14 protein-coding genes are annotated in these 14,060 nt (G+C 69.5%); 9 read left to right on the plus strand and 5 right to left on the minus strand.

Going from position 1 to position 14,060, the window contains the following annotated elements; genetic code table 11:
- Positions 1-2 precede the first annotated feature (2 nt).
- From GDR74_RS11725 to GDR74_RS11735, 3 genes are read left to right on the plus strand one after another with little or no spacing between them, the layout of a single operon-like run.
- Positions 3-776, plus strand: a complete 774-nt coding sequence (locus GDR74_RS11725; RefSeq protein ID WP_152586481.1) for an NAD kinase — start codon at positions 3-5, stop codon at positions 774-776.
- Positions 777-823: 47 nt separating this feature from the next.
- Positions 824-1,318: a MaoC family dehydratase gene (locus GDR74_RS11730; protein ID WP_152586482.1), complete on the plus strand. Its 495-nt coding sequence runs from the start codon at positions 824-826 to the stop codon at positions 1,316-1,318.
- 6 nt (positions 1,319-1,324) lie between these two features.
- Complete coding sequence (locus GDR74_RS11735) at positions 1,325-2,197, plus strand: HpcH/HpaI aldolase/citrate lyase family protein (RefSeq protein WP_152586483.1); 873 nt, start codon at positions 1,325-1,327, stop codon at positions 2,195-2,197.
- Between the two features lie 33 nt (positions 2,198-2,230).
- Here the strand turns inward: GDR74_RS11735 and GDR74_RS11740 are convergent, their stop codons facing one another.
- Positions 2,231-2,845, minus strand: coding sequence for a flavin reductase family protein (locus tag GDR74_RS11740; RefSeq protein WP_152586484.1), 615 nt, complete (start codon positions 2,843-2,845; stop codon positions 2,231-2,233).
- An 8-nt stretch (positions 2,846-2,853) separates the two neighbouring features.
- Entirely contained in the window at positions 2,854-3,417 is a 564-nt protein-coding gene (locus tag GDR74_RS11745) for a nitroreductase family protein (protein ID WP_152586485.1), read from the minus strand.
- 320 nt (positions 3,418-3,737) lie between these two features.
- On the opposite strand from GDR74_RS11745, the gene GDR74_RS11750 reads away from it, so the two are divergent.
- The 3 genes from GDR74_RS11750 to GDR74_RS18620 all read left to right on the plus strand — a co-directional run bounded on the left by GDR74_RS11750 (position 3,738) and on the right by GDR74_RS18620 (position 8,560).
- Positions 3,738-6,185 (plus strand): YfhO family protein, encoded by a 2,448-nt coding sequence (locus GDR74_RS11750; RefSeq protein WP_246179392.1) that lies wholly within the window; start codon positions 3,738-3,740, stop codon positions 6,183-6,185.
- Between the two features lie 11 nt (positions 6,186-6,196).
- Positions 6,197-7,081 (plus strand): hypothetical protein, encoded by an 885-nt coding sequence (locus GDR74_RS11755; RefSeq protein WP_152587743.1) that lies wholly within the window; start codon positions 6,197-6,199, stop codon positions 7,079-7,081.
- Between the two features lie 150 nt (positions 7,082-7,231).
- The gene (locus GDR74_RS18620; RefSeq protein ID WP_425486924.1) at positions 7,232-8,560 is read left to right on the plus strand and encodes a CBS domain-containing protein; all 1,329 of its coding nucleotides are present in this window, start codon (positions 7,232-7,234) and stop codon (positions 8,558-8,560) included.
- Positions 8,561-8,623: 63 nt separating this feature from the next.
- Here the strand turns inward: GDR74_RS18620 and thrS are convergent, their stop codons facing one another.
- From thrS to GDR74_RS11780, 3 genes are all read right to left on the minus strand, one after another.
- Positions 8,624-10,651, minus strand: coding sequence for a threonine--tRNA ligase (thrS, locus tag GDR74_RS11770; RefSeq protein ID WP_152586487.1), 2,028 nt, complete (start codon positions 10,649-10,651; stop codon positions 8,624-8,626).
- A gap of 73 nt (positions 10,652-10,724) precedes the next feature.
- On the minus strand, positions 10,725-11,054 hold the full coding sequence (gene yidD, locus GDR74_RS11775; protein WP_152586488.1) for a membrane protein insertion efficiency factor YidD: 330 nt from the start codon (positions 11,052-11,054) through the stop codon (positions 10,725-10,727).
- Positions 11,055-11,498: an iron-sulfur cluster assembly scaffold protein gene (locus GDR74_RS11780; RefSeq protein WP_152586489.1), complete on the minus strand. Its 444-nt coding sequence runs from the start codon at positions 11,496-11,498 to the stop codon at positions 11,055-11,057.
- A 156-nt stretch (positions 11,499-11,654) separates the two neighbouring features.
- Here GDR74_RS11780 and folE point away from each other — a divergent pair, with 156 nt between their 5' ends.
- From folE to GDR74_RS11795, 3 genes are all read left to right on the plus strand, one after another.
- Positions 11,655-12,290 (plus strand): GTP cyclohydrolase I FolE, encoded by a 636-nt coding sequence (gene folE / locus GDR74_RS11785; protein WP_152586490.1) that lies wholly within the window; start codon positions 11,655-11,657, stop codon positions 12,288-12,290.
- Positions 12,291-12,347: 57 nt separating this feature from the next.
- Positions 12,348-12,758: a phosphoribosyl-AMP cyclohydrolase gene (gene hisI / locus GDR74_RS11790; protein ID WP_152586491.1), complete on the plus strand. Its 411-nt coding sequence runs from the start codon at positions 12,348-12,350 to the stop codon at positions 12,756-12,758.
- A gap of 113 nt (positions 12,759-12,871) precedes the next feature.
- The gene (locus tag GDR74_RS11795; protein WP_152586492.1) at positions 12,872-14,038 is read left to right on the plus strand and encodes an MFS transporter; all 1,167 of its coding nucleotides are present in this window, start codon (positions 12,872-12,874) and stop codon (positions 14,036-14,038) included.
- Positions 14,039-14,060: the final 22 nt, after the last annotated feature.

The following is a 14,060-nucleotide window of genomic DNA, read 5'->3' on the forward strand; positions in this document are numbered from 1 at the left end:
GCATGGCTCGCCGTTTCAACCATGTCGCATTCGTCGCAAGCCCGACGCCCGAGGCCCAGGCCGCCCTTGCCCTTCTGAAGAATCGCTACCCGAGCGCCGAACCCGAGGAAGCGGACGTGATCGTGGCCCTTGGAGGCGACGGCCTGATGCTGCGCACCCTCCACCGGTTCATGGGCACCTCCAAGCCGATCTACGGCATGAACAAGGGCACGGTCGGCTTTCTCATGAACGAGTTCCGCGAGGACGACCTGTTCGAGCGCCTGGAGAACTCCGAGCGCAGCGTCGCCCACCCTCTGCTGATGGTGGCCTGGGACGTGCGCGGAGAATCCCACACGGCGCGGGCGATCAACGAGGTCTCCATGCTGCGGCAGACCTACCAGGCCGCGAAGCTGCGCGTGAGCATCGACAACCAGGTCCGCCTGTCGGAGCTCGTCGCCGACGGCATCCTCATCGCGACGCCGGCCGGGTCCACCGCCTACAATCTGTCCGTGAACGGGCCGATCCTCCCCCTCAACGCGCCCCTGCTCGCCCTCACCCCGATCTCCGCGTTCCGCCCCCGGCACTGGCGCGGGGCGCTGCTGCCCGACTACGCCAAGATCCAGATCGAGGTGATGGAGCCGCAGGAGCGGCCGGTGAGCGCGGTGGCGGACCATACGGAATTCCGGGACGTCTCGCGCGTCCATGCCTCCATGGACCGCAGCATCGACCTGGTGATGCTCCACGACCCAGGCCACAGCCTGGACGAACGCATCCTGAGAGAGCAATTCGGATACTGACGGGGCCGTCGGGTCCCTTCCATCCAAGACGGCAAGAGGATCGCTCAATGATCGACGACACCAAAAGGCACCCGCGCGGCGGGCTCTTCTTCGAGGATTTCACGGTCGGCGACATCATTCGCCATCGCCTCACCCGGACTGTGACGCAGATGGACAACATGCTCTTCTCGAACATGACGCTCAATCCGCAGCCGCTCCACATCGATGCGCATTTCTGCGCGACGGAGACGGAATGGGGCCGGCCGCTCATGAACTCCCTCTTCACCCTGGGACTCATGATCGGCATCTCGGTCAACGACACCACGGTCGGCACCACCATCGCCAATCTCGGCATGACCGACGTGCGCTTCCCCGCCCCCCTCTTCGAAGGCGACACGGTGAACGTCACCACGGAAATCGCCGCCAAGCGCGAATCCCGCTCGCGGCCGGATGCGGGCATCGTCGACTTCATCCACCGGGCCTACAGGCAGGACGGCACCCTCGTGGCCGAGTGCCGCCGGCAGGCCTTCATGCGCAAGCGCGACACCACCATCGAGGTCTGACATCCCATGCGCTCCCTCCTCTTCGTGCCCGGCGACAGCCGCAGGAAGCTCGACAAGGCCCTGGCCTCGGGCGCGGACGCCCTCCTGATCGATCTCGAGGACTCGGTGGCCCTCGAGGCCAAGGCCGAGGCGCGCGCGGTCACGGCGGACTTTCTGGCCGAGGCGAAGGGCGCTCCGGCCAGGCCGCGGCTCTACGTCCGGGTCAACGGCCTCTCGACGGGGCTGATCGACGACGATCTCGACGGGGTGATGCGCGCCGGCCCGGACGGGATCGTCCTGCCCAAGGCGGTCGGCGGGGCGGATGCCGCGCATCTGGGAGCGAAGCTCGCCGTCCGGGAGGCGGAATTCGGCCTCGACGACGGCAGCACGCGGATCCTCGCCATCGCGACGGAGAACGCCCTCGGCGTCTTCGCTCTCGGCACCTTCGCGGGCGCGAGCCACCGCCTCGCGGGCCTCGCCTGGGGCGGAGAGGATCTCTCCGCCGACATCGGAGCGGAGGCGAACCGGGACGCGGGCGGCAACTATACGGAGCCCTACCGGCTCGCCCGCTCCCTGACCCTTCTCGGAGCCGCGGCGGCGGGGGTCGACGCCATCGACGCGGTCTATACGAACTTCCGCGACATGGAGGGCCTCGCCGCCGAGTGCCGCGAGGCCCGGCGGGACGGTTTCGTGGCCAAGATGGCCATCCATCCGGCCCAGGTTCCGGTCATCAACGAGGCCTTCACCCCTTCCGCGGACGCGATCGCGAAAGCGGAGGCCGTGGTCGCGGCCTTCCGTGCCAATCCCGGCGCGGGGGTCGTCGGCGTGGGAGGAGAGATGCTCGACCGTCCGCACCTCGTGCGCGCGGAGCGCCTGCTGGCCAGGGCCGGAAAGCGCTGATGCCCGAGACAGGCGAAGGGGCGGCCAGCCGCCCTAGCCGCCGCCCGCGCCGGGCCGCGTCATGGCGAACCGGGTCTCCGGCGTGGCGACGAAGTAGTCGCGATAGCCGGAGCGGGCGATGGGGCGCATGGCGGCCGTGTCCACGAGCCCGTCCACGATGAAGCGGTCGTCGATGTGGATGCCGACCACCTGCCCGACGACCAGGTAGTACGAGGGCTCGCCCCCCTCCAGGGGAACGAGCGGCACGGTCTGCACCCACCGGCATTCGAGCGCCGCGGGCGAGGCCGCGACGCGCGGCGGCTTCACCAGCCGGGAGGGCGCGGCCGCGAGGCCCGCATGCTCCATCTCGTTGACCCCGCGCGGCAGCGGGGCCGAGGTGGCGTTCATCTGCTCCCGCAGGTCGTAGGTGGCGAGATTGCAGACGAACTCCTTCGTCTCCTCGATGAAGGTGAGCGCATCCTTCCGGCCGCTCGACGAGAACGCGACCATGGCCGGCTTTTCCGAGACCGCGTTGAAGAACGAATAGGGCGACAGGTTCACCTCGCCCTTGGCGCTCATGGCCGTGATCCAGCCGACGGGGCGCGGCGTCACGATGGCCTTGAAGGGATCGTGCGGCAGGCCGTGGCCTCTGGCGGTCTCGTAGAACATGGGGCTCCTCAGAAGCGGGTGACGATCTCGGCGAGATCGGGCCTTGCCCGGTCCGTCGGCTTTTCCGCGGCCGTACCGATATGGACGAAGCCGGCGATCCGCTCCTCCGGCGAGAGACCGAGGGCGTCGAGGACGCGCCTGTCGAAGGCCGCCCATCCGGTCAGCCAGACCGCTCCGTAGCCCAGCGCCGTCGCCGCGTTGAGGAGGTTCATGCAGACCGCCCCTGCGGACAGGATCTGCTCCCAGTCGGGGATCTTCACGTGGGGCTTCACCCGCGACACCACGGCCACGACCAGGGGGGCATGGGCGAACCGCTCCCGCTCGGCGGCGACCTTCTCGGCCTCGGCCCCCGGGTTGTCGGCCTGGAACGCCTCCGCCAGCACCTCCCCCAGCCGGAGGCGCCCCTCCCCCTCGATGAGGACGAAGCGCCAGGGCACGAGCTTGCCGTGGTCGGGCACGCGGGCGGCGACGGTCAGGAGCGTTTCGATCTCCTCCCTGCTCGGGCCGGGCTCCCCGAGCCAGCGGGCGGGGACGGAGCGGCGTTGCTGAAGACGGGCAAGGCTTTCGTTCATAGGGCCTTCATCCGGGACGGATTATGTGAAACAGTGTGGGTATGCCCCAAGAGAGTGAGTTCATGGCCATGGATCTTCTGCCATGCTATCGCCCTCTTGTTGCGTTTGAGGGAGCGCGGGCATTCGAGGGGGGACGTCGCACACAAGAAATACGCGCGACGGATGTATAGGGGGAGTGCGTCGGCACGCCAAGCCGGTTTCCGGAACCACGAAGACCGCGGCAGGGGAGCAGCGGGCCCGATGGGTCTCGGGCTCCTTCGTAGAGGTCGGTCAAGGAAAACCCGGGCGGAACGCCGCATCAAGAACAAATGAATCCATCGGTGTCGGTATCTGTATCGGGCGGGACCTCCAGGTTCGGAATCTGGACGGCGCGGCCAGCGCTCACTGCCCTGGCGCTCATCCTCGGCTTCTGGGCCCTCGCGGCTCTCGTCTGGCCGCTCACGGGCACGGTCGTGCCGTGGGATTCCAAGAACCAGTTCTATCCCACCCTGCGCTATCTCGGCGCGGCCCTGGCCCATGGGGAGATGCCGTTCTGGAACCCCTATCACTTCGGCGGCCATCCTTCGGCGGCCGATCCGCAGTCGCTCCTCTTCACCCCGACCATGCTGCTCTTCGGCTGGCTCGTGCCCGAGCCCTCCATGCAGCTCTTCGACCTCGTCGTCTTCGCGCATTTCCTCCCCGGCGCCCTGGCCTTCGTGCCCCTGTTCCGGCGGCGGGGCTGGCACCCCGCCGGCGCGGTCGTGGCCGCCATCGTCTTCATTCTGGGCGGTTCGGCGAGCGCACGCCTGCAGCACACCGGCATCATCCTCAGCTACGGCTGGTTCCCCCTCGCCCTGCTCCTCCTCGAGGAAGCCCTCGACCGCCGCTCCTACCGCTTCGGAGCGCTCTTCGCCGTCGTTGCCGTTCTCATGACCATCGGGCGGGACCAGGTGGCGTTCCTGTGCGACCTGACCCTGATCGCCGCCGCGGGCTACCGGATCGTCACGGCGGAGCGGCCCCTGGCCTTCTTCCGGTCGCGCCTGGGGGTGCTGCTCACCATGGGTGCCATCGGCGGGGCGCTCATGGCGGTGCCGGTGATTCTGACCATGCAGTTCCTGGCGACCTCGACCCGGCCCTCGTTCGGCTTCGGGGTGGCCGCCATGGGCTCGCTGCCCCCGGAGAGCCTCGCGACGATCCTGTTCGGCAACGTGTTCGGCTCCCTGCGCTGGACCTACGACTACTGGGGCCCCGACTGGCACAGCCTCTCCGAGGGCACCTGGACGGACCGGGCCACCAACTATCTCTTCATCGGCACCATCCCGGCCCTCCTCCTGCTCTGGCACGGGGTCGCCGCCGGGCGCCTCCTGGCGCGGGAGTTCCGCTTCTTCCTGGCCGTCGGGCTCCTCGCCCTGCTCTACGCGCTGGGCCGCTACACGCCCGGCTTCGAGCTGATCTTCGACCACATGCCCGGCGTCGACCTCTACCGCAGGCCGGCGGACGCGACGTTCCTCGTCAACATCATGCTCGCCTTCGCGGCCGGATACCTGGTCCACCGCTACATCGCCGACGGGCTCCCGCGCTGGACCGCCTCCGCCCTCGGCAAGCTGCACCTCTTCCTGCCGATGCTGGCGCTCGCCCTCGTCATCGCCGCAATCGCCAGCGCCATGGCCTTCGCCCTGCGGGCCGGACAGGGCGCGCCCGCCATGCGGGAGATCGGCCTCGGCCTTGTCGCCGCCGCCCTGCTCATCGTCCTCCTCGCCAGGACGAGCCTCACGCCGCGCTGGCGCGAGTTTTCGGCGGCTCTGCTCATCGTCGTCACGGGCGGGGAGCTCGTGCTGCGCCATGCGGGCTCCGCCCTGAACGCCGAGCCCGCCGAGCGCTACGCGGTCTTCCGGCAGCTGCCGCCGGAGCAGCTCCAGGGCCTCCAGATCCTCAAGCGCGAGCTGGCCGACCGCCATGCCCAGGGAGACTATCCGCGCGTCGAGATCCTGGGCCTTGGCGGCCCCTGGCAGAATGCCTCCATGGTCCTCCAGCTCGAGGACATCATCGGCTACAATCCCCTCCGGCTCGCCGACTACGAGCGCGCGGTCGGCCCGGGGGAGAACGCCGAGGATCCGAACCTGCGCACCTTCCCGGCGACGTTCCGCGGCTACAAGTGCCGCCTCGCCAGCCTGCTCGGCCTGGAATACCTCGTCCTCGACCGGCCCATCGAGCGGATGCCGCGCCATTTCCCGCGTCTGACCGGCGCCGAGATCGTCTATGGCACCGGCCGCATGTGGATCTACCGCCTCAACGGCGCGAGCCCGCGCGCCTATGTGGCGCACGAGGTGAGCCCGGTGAATTCCGAGGCCGCCCTCGACCAGGAGGAGCTGCCGGAGTTCAACCGCCAGAGCGAGGCCCTGATCGACGATGCGAGCATGCCGCTCCTCAAGGAGCGCTATGCCTCGTCCGCCGAGGGAGCGAGCCCGAAGGACCTCCAGGATCGCGTCCGGATCGTCAGCTATCAGCGCAATTCCGTCACCGTCGAGGTGGAGGCGGAGGCGGCCGGCGTGCTGGTGCTCCACGATGTCTACTATCCCGGATGGGAGGTCACCGTGGACGGGGAGCGCAAGCCCCTGCTGCGGGCGAACCTGCTCTTCCGCGGCGTCGAGGTTCCCGAGGGAAAGCACCGGGTCGAGTTCAATTTTCGCCCCATTTCCTATGAAAATCTGGTCACGGCCGCTTCCGACCTCCTGAAGAGCAGGAAGGAAGCGCCGATCAGAACCGCCGAGGCTCCCCGGCTTCGGTGATGCTGCCCCGGATGGTTCGCGACGTGACAACCCGCCTCTTCCTGTCCCTCCTGGCAGCGGTGCTCCTGCCGGGCGCCGCCTTGGCCCAGACGAGCCCGGCCGTGCCCTCCCTCGCCCAGAAGCCGCCACCCTCGGTCTCGACGAGCCAGGTCACTCTCTCGGCGAGCGCCGTCTTTCCCGACAACCAGCCGATCCGGTCGGGGCTGATCTGGCGCGTCTATGAGGACAAGGGCGACACCACGCAGCCGACGATCGTCGCCCGCTCCGGCAGCCCGACCCCGAGCTTCACCCTCTCGCCAGGGAACTACATCGTCCACGTCGCCTATGGATTCGCCGGGGCCTCGAAACGCCTGACCGTCCAGTCCGGCAACCTGTCGGAGCGGCTCGTCATCAGCGCCGGGGCCCTGAGGCTCCGGGGAGCGGTGAGCGATACGGCGATCCCCGCAGGCAAGCTCTCCTTCTCGGTCTACGTGCCCATCGGCTCGAACTCGGAGGGACGCCTCGTCATCGCCAACGCCCGGGCGGACGAGGTCATCCGCCTGCCCGAGGGCACCTATCACGTGGTCTCCACCTATGGAGACGCCAACGCCATCATGCGCGCGGACCTGAAGGTGGAAACCGGCAAGGTGACCGAGGCCACCCTCAACCACCGGGCCGCCACCGTGACGCTCAAGCTCGTGGCGGCCGAGGGCGGCGAGGCCTTCGCCGGCACCGCCTTCAGCGTGCTGACTCCCGGCGGCGACGTGATCCGCGAGGCGATCGGCGCCTTCCCGTCCGTGACCCTGGCCGAGGGCGACTATGTCCTGATCGCCCGGCACGAGGGCAAGGTCCACACCCGCGACTTCAAGGTGGAAAGCGGCCTCGACCGCGACGTCGAGATCGTCGCGAAGCCCTGAGCCGGCCCTGGGCCGAGCCCTGACCCGGCCTTTCGAAGAGCTTCGCGCCGAACCTTTCCGGCTCCGGCGGCATTGACCGCTCGGCAATGCACGGCCGCCGGAGCTCCTGCCCGCGAGACTTCATGGCCGGCCGCAACCGGGAGCAAGCTCATGAAGATTGCAGATGTCATGACACGCCATGTCCGCGTGATCGCGCCCGACCGCTCGATCCGCGATGCGGCGCGCCTGATGGACGAGATGAACGTCGGCTCCCTGCCGGTCTGCGACGGGCGCCGGCTGAAGGGCATGATCACCGACCGCGACATCACGATCCGCGCCACCGCCGCGGGACTTCCGCCCGATACCCCCGTGCGGGACGTGATGTCCGACAATGTCTGGTGGTGCTTCGACGACGACGACGTGGAGCACATCGTGGAACTCATGAGCGACCACCAGATCCGCCGCCTCCCGGTGGTGGACCACGACAAGCACCTCGTCGGCATCGTCGCCCTCGGCGATCTCGCCACCGACGAGCGGGAGAGCGCCTCCCGCGCCCTCCGGCGCATCTCGATGCCCTCCGAGCCGGATCGCTCCGTCGCCGGCGGCCAGGAACGGCCGGGCCCGGAGCCTCTGACCGCTGCGGAAAGGCGCGCCCTCGCCCGCCGGGAGCGGGACGAGCGGCAGGGCGAGGACCGCCGCCCGAGGCATACCCCCCTCCACAGGCGGAGCGCGGACCGCCCCCTCTTCCGCTTCCGCGAGGCGGACGACGAGCGGGCGGCGTTCGGCACCGCGGGCGGGCCGGTCGGCCCGGGCCAACGCGACCGCAACCCGCAGATGCGCGGCGGCTTCGGCGGCGAGGGGTACCGGAACTACGGAGAGGGCTACGGCGCCTTCGATCCGGGCCTGGGCGGGGGAGGCTACCGTCCCCGCCGGTTCGGGACGTCCACGGCCACGGGCCATTGGGAACATCCCGGCGACGACAGCAGCCCGGAAGACCGCCGGGCCCAGGATCGGGAGCGCACCTGGAGCCTCGTGAACGAACGGCGCGACCACCGCAACTACGGCAGCGGCCCCGGCAACACCCTCTTCGAGAACGACGCTACCGCCAGCGCGGGCGAAGTGCGCCGGGGCGAGCATCGCGGCAAGGGGCCGCGCGGTTACCGGCGCTCCGACGAGCGGATCCGCGAGGACGTCAGCGAGCGCCTGATGGACGACGCCCTCGTCGACGCCTCGGAGATCGAGGTGAGCGTCAGGGACAGAGAGGTTACCCTGAGCGGCACGGTCCGCGACCGCAGGGAGAAGAGACGGGCCGAGGATCTCGCCGAATCCGTCTCCGGCGTCGCGCACGTGCAGAACAACCTGAGGGTCGGGCAGCACCAGCCGGGCCACGCCTCCGGCACGGAAGTCGGCGATTCCGGCGTCGCGACCGGCAATCCGGGCAGCGGCACGGCGGGGGTCGCGGCCGGTTCCGCCTCGGGCGGGCGCACGACGGGACGGTAGCGGCAGCCGAGCTAGCTGGGAACAGCCAACCCCCGCCCGAGACGGCGCGGGCCGGCTTTCGGATCACGCCACAGTGCGCGCGACCACGTGGTGGCCGTCGAGGGTCAGGTCCCGCTCGGGCTCGGCCACGACCTGCGCGGCGCGGCGGCGGTCGGGCGCGACCGCCTCGGCGACCAGGGACCTCAGGGCCTCGTCGAGGGTCATGCTCTTCTGGTCGGGGCTGCCGAGGCGGCGGATCGACACCGTGCGCTCGGCGGCCTCCTTCTTGCCGACCACGACAAGCACCGGGACCTTGGCGAGGGAATGCTCGCGGACCTTGTAGGTGATCTTCTCGTTGCGCAGGTCGGCCTCGACCCTGAGGCCCATGCGGCGGGCGGCGCGGACCACCTCCTCCGCATAGGCATCCCCGTCGGAGGTGATGGTGGCGACCACCGCCTGGACGGGTGCGAGCCACAGCGGGAAGTGCCCGGCGAAGTGCTCGATCAGGATGCCCGTGAAGCGCTCCATGGAGCCGCAGATCGCCCGGTGCACCATGACCGGCGTCTTCTTCTGCCCGTCCTGGTCCACGTAGAACGCGCCGAACCGCTCGGGCAGGTTGAAGTCAACCTGCGTGGTGCCGCACTGCCAGTCGCGGCCGATCGCGTCGCGCAGCACGTATTCGAACTTCGGGCCGTAGAAGGCGCCCTCGCCCGGATTGATCGCGGTCTTCACGCGCCCGCCGGACTGCTCCTCGATCTGCTTCAGGACGCGCATCATCACGTCCTCCGCATGGTCCCACAGGGCGTCGCTGCCGACGCGCTTCTCGGGCCGCGTGGAGAGCTTCACGACGATGTCCTCGAAGCCGAAATCCGCATAGGTCGAGAGGATCAGATCGTTGATCTTGAGGCATTCCTCGGCCATCTGCTCTTCCGTGCAGAAGATGTGCGCGTCGTCCTGCGTGAAGCCGCGCACGCGCATGAGCCCGTGCAGCGCGCCGGACGGCTCGTAGCGGTGGACGACGCCGAACTCCGCGAGGCGCATCGGCAGATCGCGGTAGGACTTCAGCCCGTGCTTGAAGATCTGCACGTGACCCGGACAGTTCATGGGCTTGAGCGCGAAGAGGCGCTTGTCCTCGGCCTCCTCGCCCGCGGACTGCACGCCGAACATGTTCTCACGGTACCAGCCCCAGTGGCCGGAGGTCTCCCAGAGGGACGAGTCGAGCACCTGCGGCGCGTTGACCTCCTGGTAGTCGCCCTTCAGGCGGCGGCGCATGTAGGAGACCAGCTCCTGGAACAGGGTCCAGCCCTTCGCATGCCAGAAGACGACGCCGGGCCCCTCCTCTTGGAAGTGGAACAGGTCCATCTCCCGGCCGAGGCGCCGGTGATCGCGCTTCTCGGCCTCCTCGAGCTGCTTCAGGTAGGCGTCGAGGTCCTCCTGCCGGGCCCAGGCGGTGCCGTAGATGCGGGTCAGCATCGGGTTGTTGGAATCGCCGCGCCAGTAGGCGCCGGCCACCTTCATGAGCTTGAAGGCGGTGCCGATCTTGCCCGTGGACGTCATGTGCGGCCCGCGGCACAGGTCGAACCAGTCGCCCTGGTAGTAGATCTTGAGATCCTGCCCCTCGGGGATCGCGTCGACCAGCTCCACCTTGTAGCGCTCGCCCTTCTCCGCGAAGACCTGCCGGGCCTTCTCGCGGCTCCAGACCTCCTTGGTGAAAGGTTTGTCCCTGGCGATGATCTCGCGCATCTTCGCCTCGATGGCGGCGAAGTCCTCGGGCGTGAACGGCTCGTCGCGGGCGAAGTCGTAGTAGAACCCGTTCTCGATCACCGGGCCGATGGTCACCTGGGTGCCGGGAAACAGCTCCTGCACCGCCTCGGCGAGCACGTGCGCGCAGTCGTGCCGGATCAGCTCCAGGGCGCGGGGATCCTCGCGGGTGAGGAACTCGATCCTCGCGTCGCTGCGGATCGGATCGGACAGGTCGGCGACGGTCCCGTCGAGGGCCATGGCGACGGTGCGCTTGGCGAGAGACTTGGCGATGCCCTCCACGACCTCCGTCCCGGTCGTTCCGGGTGCGTACTGCCGCTGGGCGCCATCGGGAAATGTCAGCGTGATCATCAGGTTCTCCTTGCTCACTCCTGCCAACGGAGCAGGTAAGCGGGGGCCGACGGATGGTTGGAACGGGAAGGAATCAGCCGCCGTCAGGTTCGACCGACTCGCAGGAAATCGCCGGGGCGTTCACGCCTCTCCAGCGACCGTAGGTCCAGGGCTTATACCAGGCGGCCCCTTCGGGCAACGTTTCCGGAACGTAATCGAGCCCCGACGTGCCGAACGGACCGCAGCGGCAGATGCGCGCGACTCCCATCCAGCCTCCGGCCCAGAAGCCGTGGCGCTGGATGGCCTCGTCCGTGTATTCGGAGCAGGAAGGCAGGTGGCGGCACTGGCGCCCCACGAGCCCCGAGAGGGTGAGCTGGTAGCCGCGGATCGCGAGGTGCGCCGCCTGCCGGACGGGACTGGCCATCTATGTCCCCTGCCCCCGCCGCGCCGCGATCCGGTCGAGCGCCTCGACCACCGCGTCGAAGGTGAGGAGGACCGAGGCGTGCCGCGCCTTGAAGTCCCGGACGGGCTCCAGCACGGCGAGGTCGGCCCATTTCCCCTTGGGCGGCTCGCCGCCGGCCTTGAGCATCCTGTGGGCGGCCTCCCGGACCTCCCGCAGCTCCTGCGCCGTGGAGCCGATCACGTGGCGTCCCATGATCGAGGAGGAGGCCTGGCCGAGGGCGCAGGCCTTCACGTCGTGGGCGAAGGCCGTCACCACGTCGCCCTCGACCTTGAGATCGACCGTCACCGTCGAGCCGCACAGCCTGGAATGGGCGGTCGCGCTGGCGTCCGCGTCCGCGAGCCGCCCGAGATGCGGGATCGCGGCGGCGAGTTCGAGAATGCGGCGGCTGTAGATCTCGTTCAGCATCGGATCATGAGGTGACAGGCAGGAACCGATGACCAATATAAGCCCTGCACGCCCGATCCGCGACCCGGCCGCATCCGAACGGCCGGGCCGCACGCACAGAACGTCGGCGGCCCGCCACGGGCGCCGGTCATCCGCAACGAAGAAACGAGGCTCCACATGGACGATGTGGTTAAGTCCCTGAGCAAGCATGTAAAACCCTCCAAGAGGGACGCCGTCGAGCGCCCCACCCGCGAGGAGGCGGAGGAGGCCGTCCGCACCCTGATCCGCTGGGCGGGCGACGATCCGCACCGGGAAGGGCTTCTCGAAACGCCGAAACGGGTGACCAAGGCCTTCAAGGAGTTCTACGCGGGCTACAAGGACAATCCCCGCGAGATCCTCAACAAGATCTTCGCCGAGGTGGAGGGCTACGACGACATCGTCCTCGTGCGCGACATCCCGTTCTATTCCCACTGCGAGCACCACATGGTCCCGTTCTACGGGAACGTGCATATCGGCTACTATCCCTCCAAGGGCGTGGTCGGCCTGTCCAAGCTCGCCCGCCTGGTCGAGGTCTATGGGCGGCGCCTCCAGACCCAGGAGACGATGACGGCGCAGATCGCCCTCGCGCTGCAGGACTCCCTCGACCCCAGGGGCGTGGCGGTCATGATCGAGGCCGAGCACATGTGCATGTCCATGCGCGGCGTGCAGAAGGCCGGCGCCATCACCCTCACCACCCAGTTCCTGGGCGTGTTCAAGGACGACCCGGCCGAGCAGGTGCGCTTCCTCACGCTGGTCCGCCAGGGTAAGGCTTGAGCCCAACCGCTCCCGAGCGAGTCGCCCGCGGCGGCCCGCCTCCTTCGAGGATCTCCCATGTGCGCGTCCCCCGCATTCCCCTCCCCCGGCCCCAAGGCGGAACTGGAGGAGGGCACGGTGCTCACGCCCCGTTTCGGCTCCGACGGCCTCGTCACCTGCGTGACGACCGATGCGGAGACGGGCGAACTGCTCATGGTCGCGCACATGAACGCCGAAGCCCTGGCCAGGACCCTGGAGACCGGCGAGGCCTGGTACTGGTCCCGGTCGCGGGGCGAGCTCTGGCACAAGGGCGCCACGAGCGGGCAGGTCCAGACCGTGGTCGAGATGCGCGTCGACTGCGACCAGGACGCCCTGTGGCTCAAGGTCAGGGTCGCCGGCGACGGCGGCTGCTGCCACACGGGCCGCCGCTCCTGCTTCTACCGGAGGGTCGCTGTGCAGGACGGAAAGGCCGTCCTTCGACATGGCTGAGCGCCGTCCCGGCCTGGAGCGACGGTTCCACCGACCCTCACGGATTTGGATGGCTGCCATTCCCGATCGTCGGGGTGAACCGCGCCGCCGCACGGTCTAGAACCTGAAGGACGATGCGACACGACCTCCGTGCGGCGCGCGCCGCCACCAGCGCCCTCTTCCTCGGCAACGGCTTCCTGATCGGAACCTGGGCCGCGCAGCTTCCGCGGTTCAAGGCCGCGCTCGGACTGTCGGACGGCGAGCTCAGCATGGCCCTCCTCGCCTTCGGGCTCGGAGCGGTGCTCCTCATGCCCCTCATCGGCTGGATGACGGCCGCCTTCGGGAGCGGCCGGGTCGCGACCGCCGCCGCCTTCGCCTTCGCCGGAACCCTCGTTCTCCCGGGCCTCGCGCCCACCCTGCCGGCCCTCGTCGCCGCCGCCTTCGTCGCCGGAGCCTGCAACGGCACCATGGACGTCTCCATGAACACCAACGCCACCCTGGTCGAGCGGACCTGGGGCCGGGCGATCATGTCCTCCTTCCACGCCTTCTTCAGCCTGGGCGGCCTTCTGGGCGCGGCGGCCTCGGGGGCCCTGATCGCCCGGGGCCTCGACATCGTTCCCACCCTGCTCGTCACCTGCGGCGGCACCGCGCTCCTGTTCCTGGCGGCGTCCCTGTCGGTCATGCGCGAGGCGGACCGCGCCGGCGGGAGCCACGGCCTCGCCCTGCCCCGGCGGGGCGTCCTCGCCCTCGCCGGGCTGGCGCTCCTCTGCTTCCTGGTCGAGGGCGCGATGGTGGACTGGTCGGCGATCTACCTCCAGACCGTCGCCGGGGCGAGCCTGGAGCGGGCGGTGAGCGGCTTCGCGGCCTTCTCCCTCGCCATGACCGCCTGCCGCTTCATGGGCGATTTCGCCGTCCGCTCCCTCGGGCGTGTCCGGACCCTGATGGCGGGCGGGCTCCTGGCGGCCGCCGGCCTTGTCCTTGCGCTGGCGGTCCCGCAGCCGGCCGCCGCCTCCGCGGGGTTCGCGCTCGTCGGGCTCGGCCTCGCCAACGTGGTACCCGTCCTCTTCAGCACCGCCGGCGAGACGCCCGGCATTCCCCCGAGCATGGGCGTGGCCATGGTGGCGACCCTGGGCTACGCGGGCCTGCTCCTCGGCCCGCCGCTCATCGGCTTCGGAGCGGACCTCCTGGGCCTTCGCGCCATGTTCGGCCTTCTGGCCCTGGGTGCCCTTGTCGTCGTCCTGGTGGCGCGGCCGGTGCTCTCGCCCCGGCAAAGTTTCCCTTCTCCCCGGCCGACCCGATAAGCTTGTCGCGCGTTATTCATAA

The organism is Microvirga thermotolerans (genome assembly GCF_009363855.1).
Lineage (GTDB): Bacteria > Pseudomonadota > Alphaproteobacteria > Rhizobiales > Beijerinckiaceae > Microvirga > Microvirga thermotolerans.

Coding starts and splice junctions, on each gene's coding strand:
- GDR74_RS11725 (WP_152586481.1), top strand. CDS start 3: ATGGCTCGCCGTTTCAACCATGTCGCATTCGTCGCAAGCCCGACGCCC.
- GDR74_RS11730 (WP_152586482.1), top strand. CDS start 824: ATGATCGACGACACCAAAAGGCACCCGCGCGGCGGGCTCTTCTTCGAG.
- GDR74_RS11735 (WP_152586483.1), top strand. CDS start 1,325: ATGCGCTCCCTCCTCTTCGTGCCCGGCGACAGCCGCAGGAAGCTCGAC.
- GDR74_RS11740 (WP_152586484.1), bottom strand. CDS start 2,845: ATGTTCTACGAGACCGCCAGAGGCCACGGCCTGCCGCACGATCCCTTC.
- GDR74_RS11745 (WP_152586485.1), bottom strand. CDS start 3,417: ATGAACGAAAGCCTTGCCCGTCTTCAGCAACGCCGCTCCGTCCCCGCC.
- GDR74_RS11755 (WP_152587743.1), top strand. CDS start 6,197: ATGGTTCGCGACGTGACAACCCGCCTCTTCCTGTCCCTCCTGGCAGCG.
- GDR74_RS18620 (WP_425486924.1), top strand. CDS start 7,232: ATGAAGATTGCAGATGTCATGACACGCCATGTCCGCGTGATCGCGCCC.
- thrS (WP_152586487.1), bottom strand. CDS start 10,651: ATGATCACGCTGACATTTCCCGATGGCGCCCAGCGGCAGTACGCACCC.
- yidD (WP_152586488.1), bottom strand. CDS start 11,054: ATGGCCAGTCCCGTCCGGCAGGCGGCGCACCTCGCGATCCGCGGCTAC.
- GDR74_RS11780 (WP_152586489.1), bottom strand. CDS start 11,498: ATGCTGAACGAGATCTACAGCCGCCGCATTCTCGAACTCGCCGCCGCG.
- folE (WP_152586490.1), top strand. CDS start 11,655: ATGGACGATGTGGTTAAGTCCCTGAGCAAGCATGTAAAACCCTCCAAG.
- hisI (WP_152586491.1), top strand. CDS start 12,348: ATGTGCGCGTCCCCCGCATTCCCCTCCCCCGGCCCCAAGGCGGAACTG.
- GDR74_RS11795 (WP_152586492.1), top strand. CDS start 12,872: ATGCGACACGACCTCCGTGCGGCGCGCGCCGCCACCAGCGCCCTCTTC.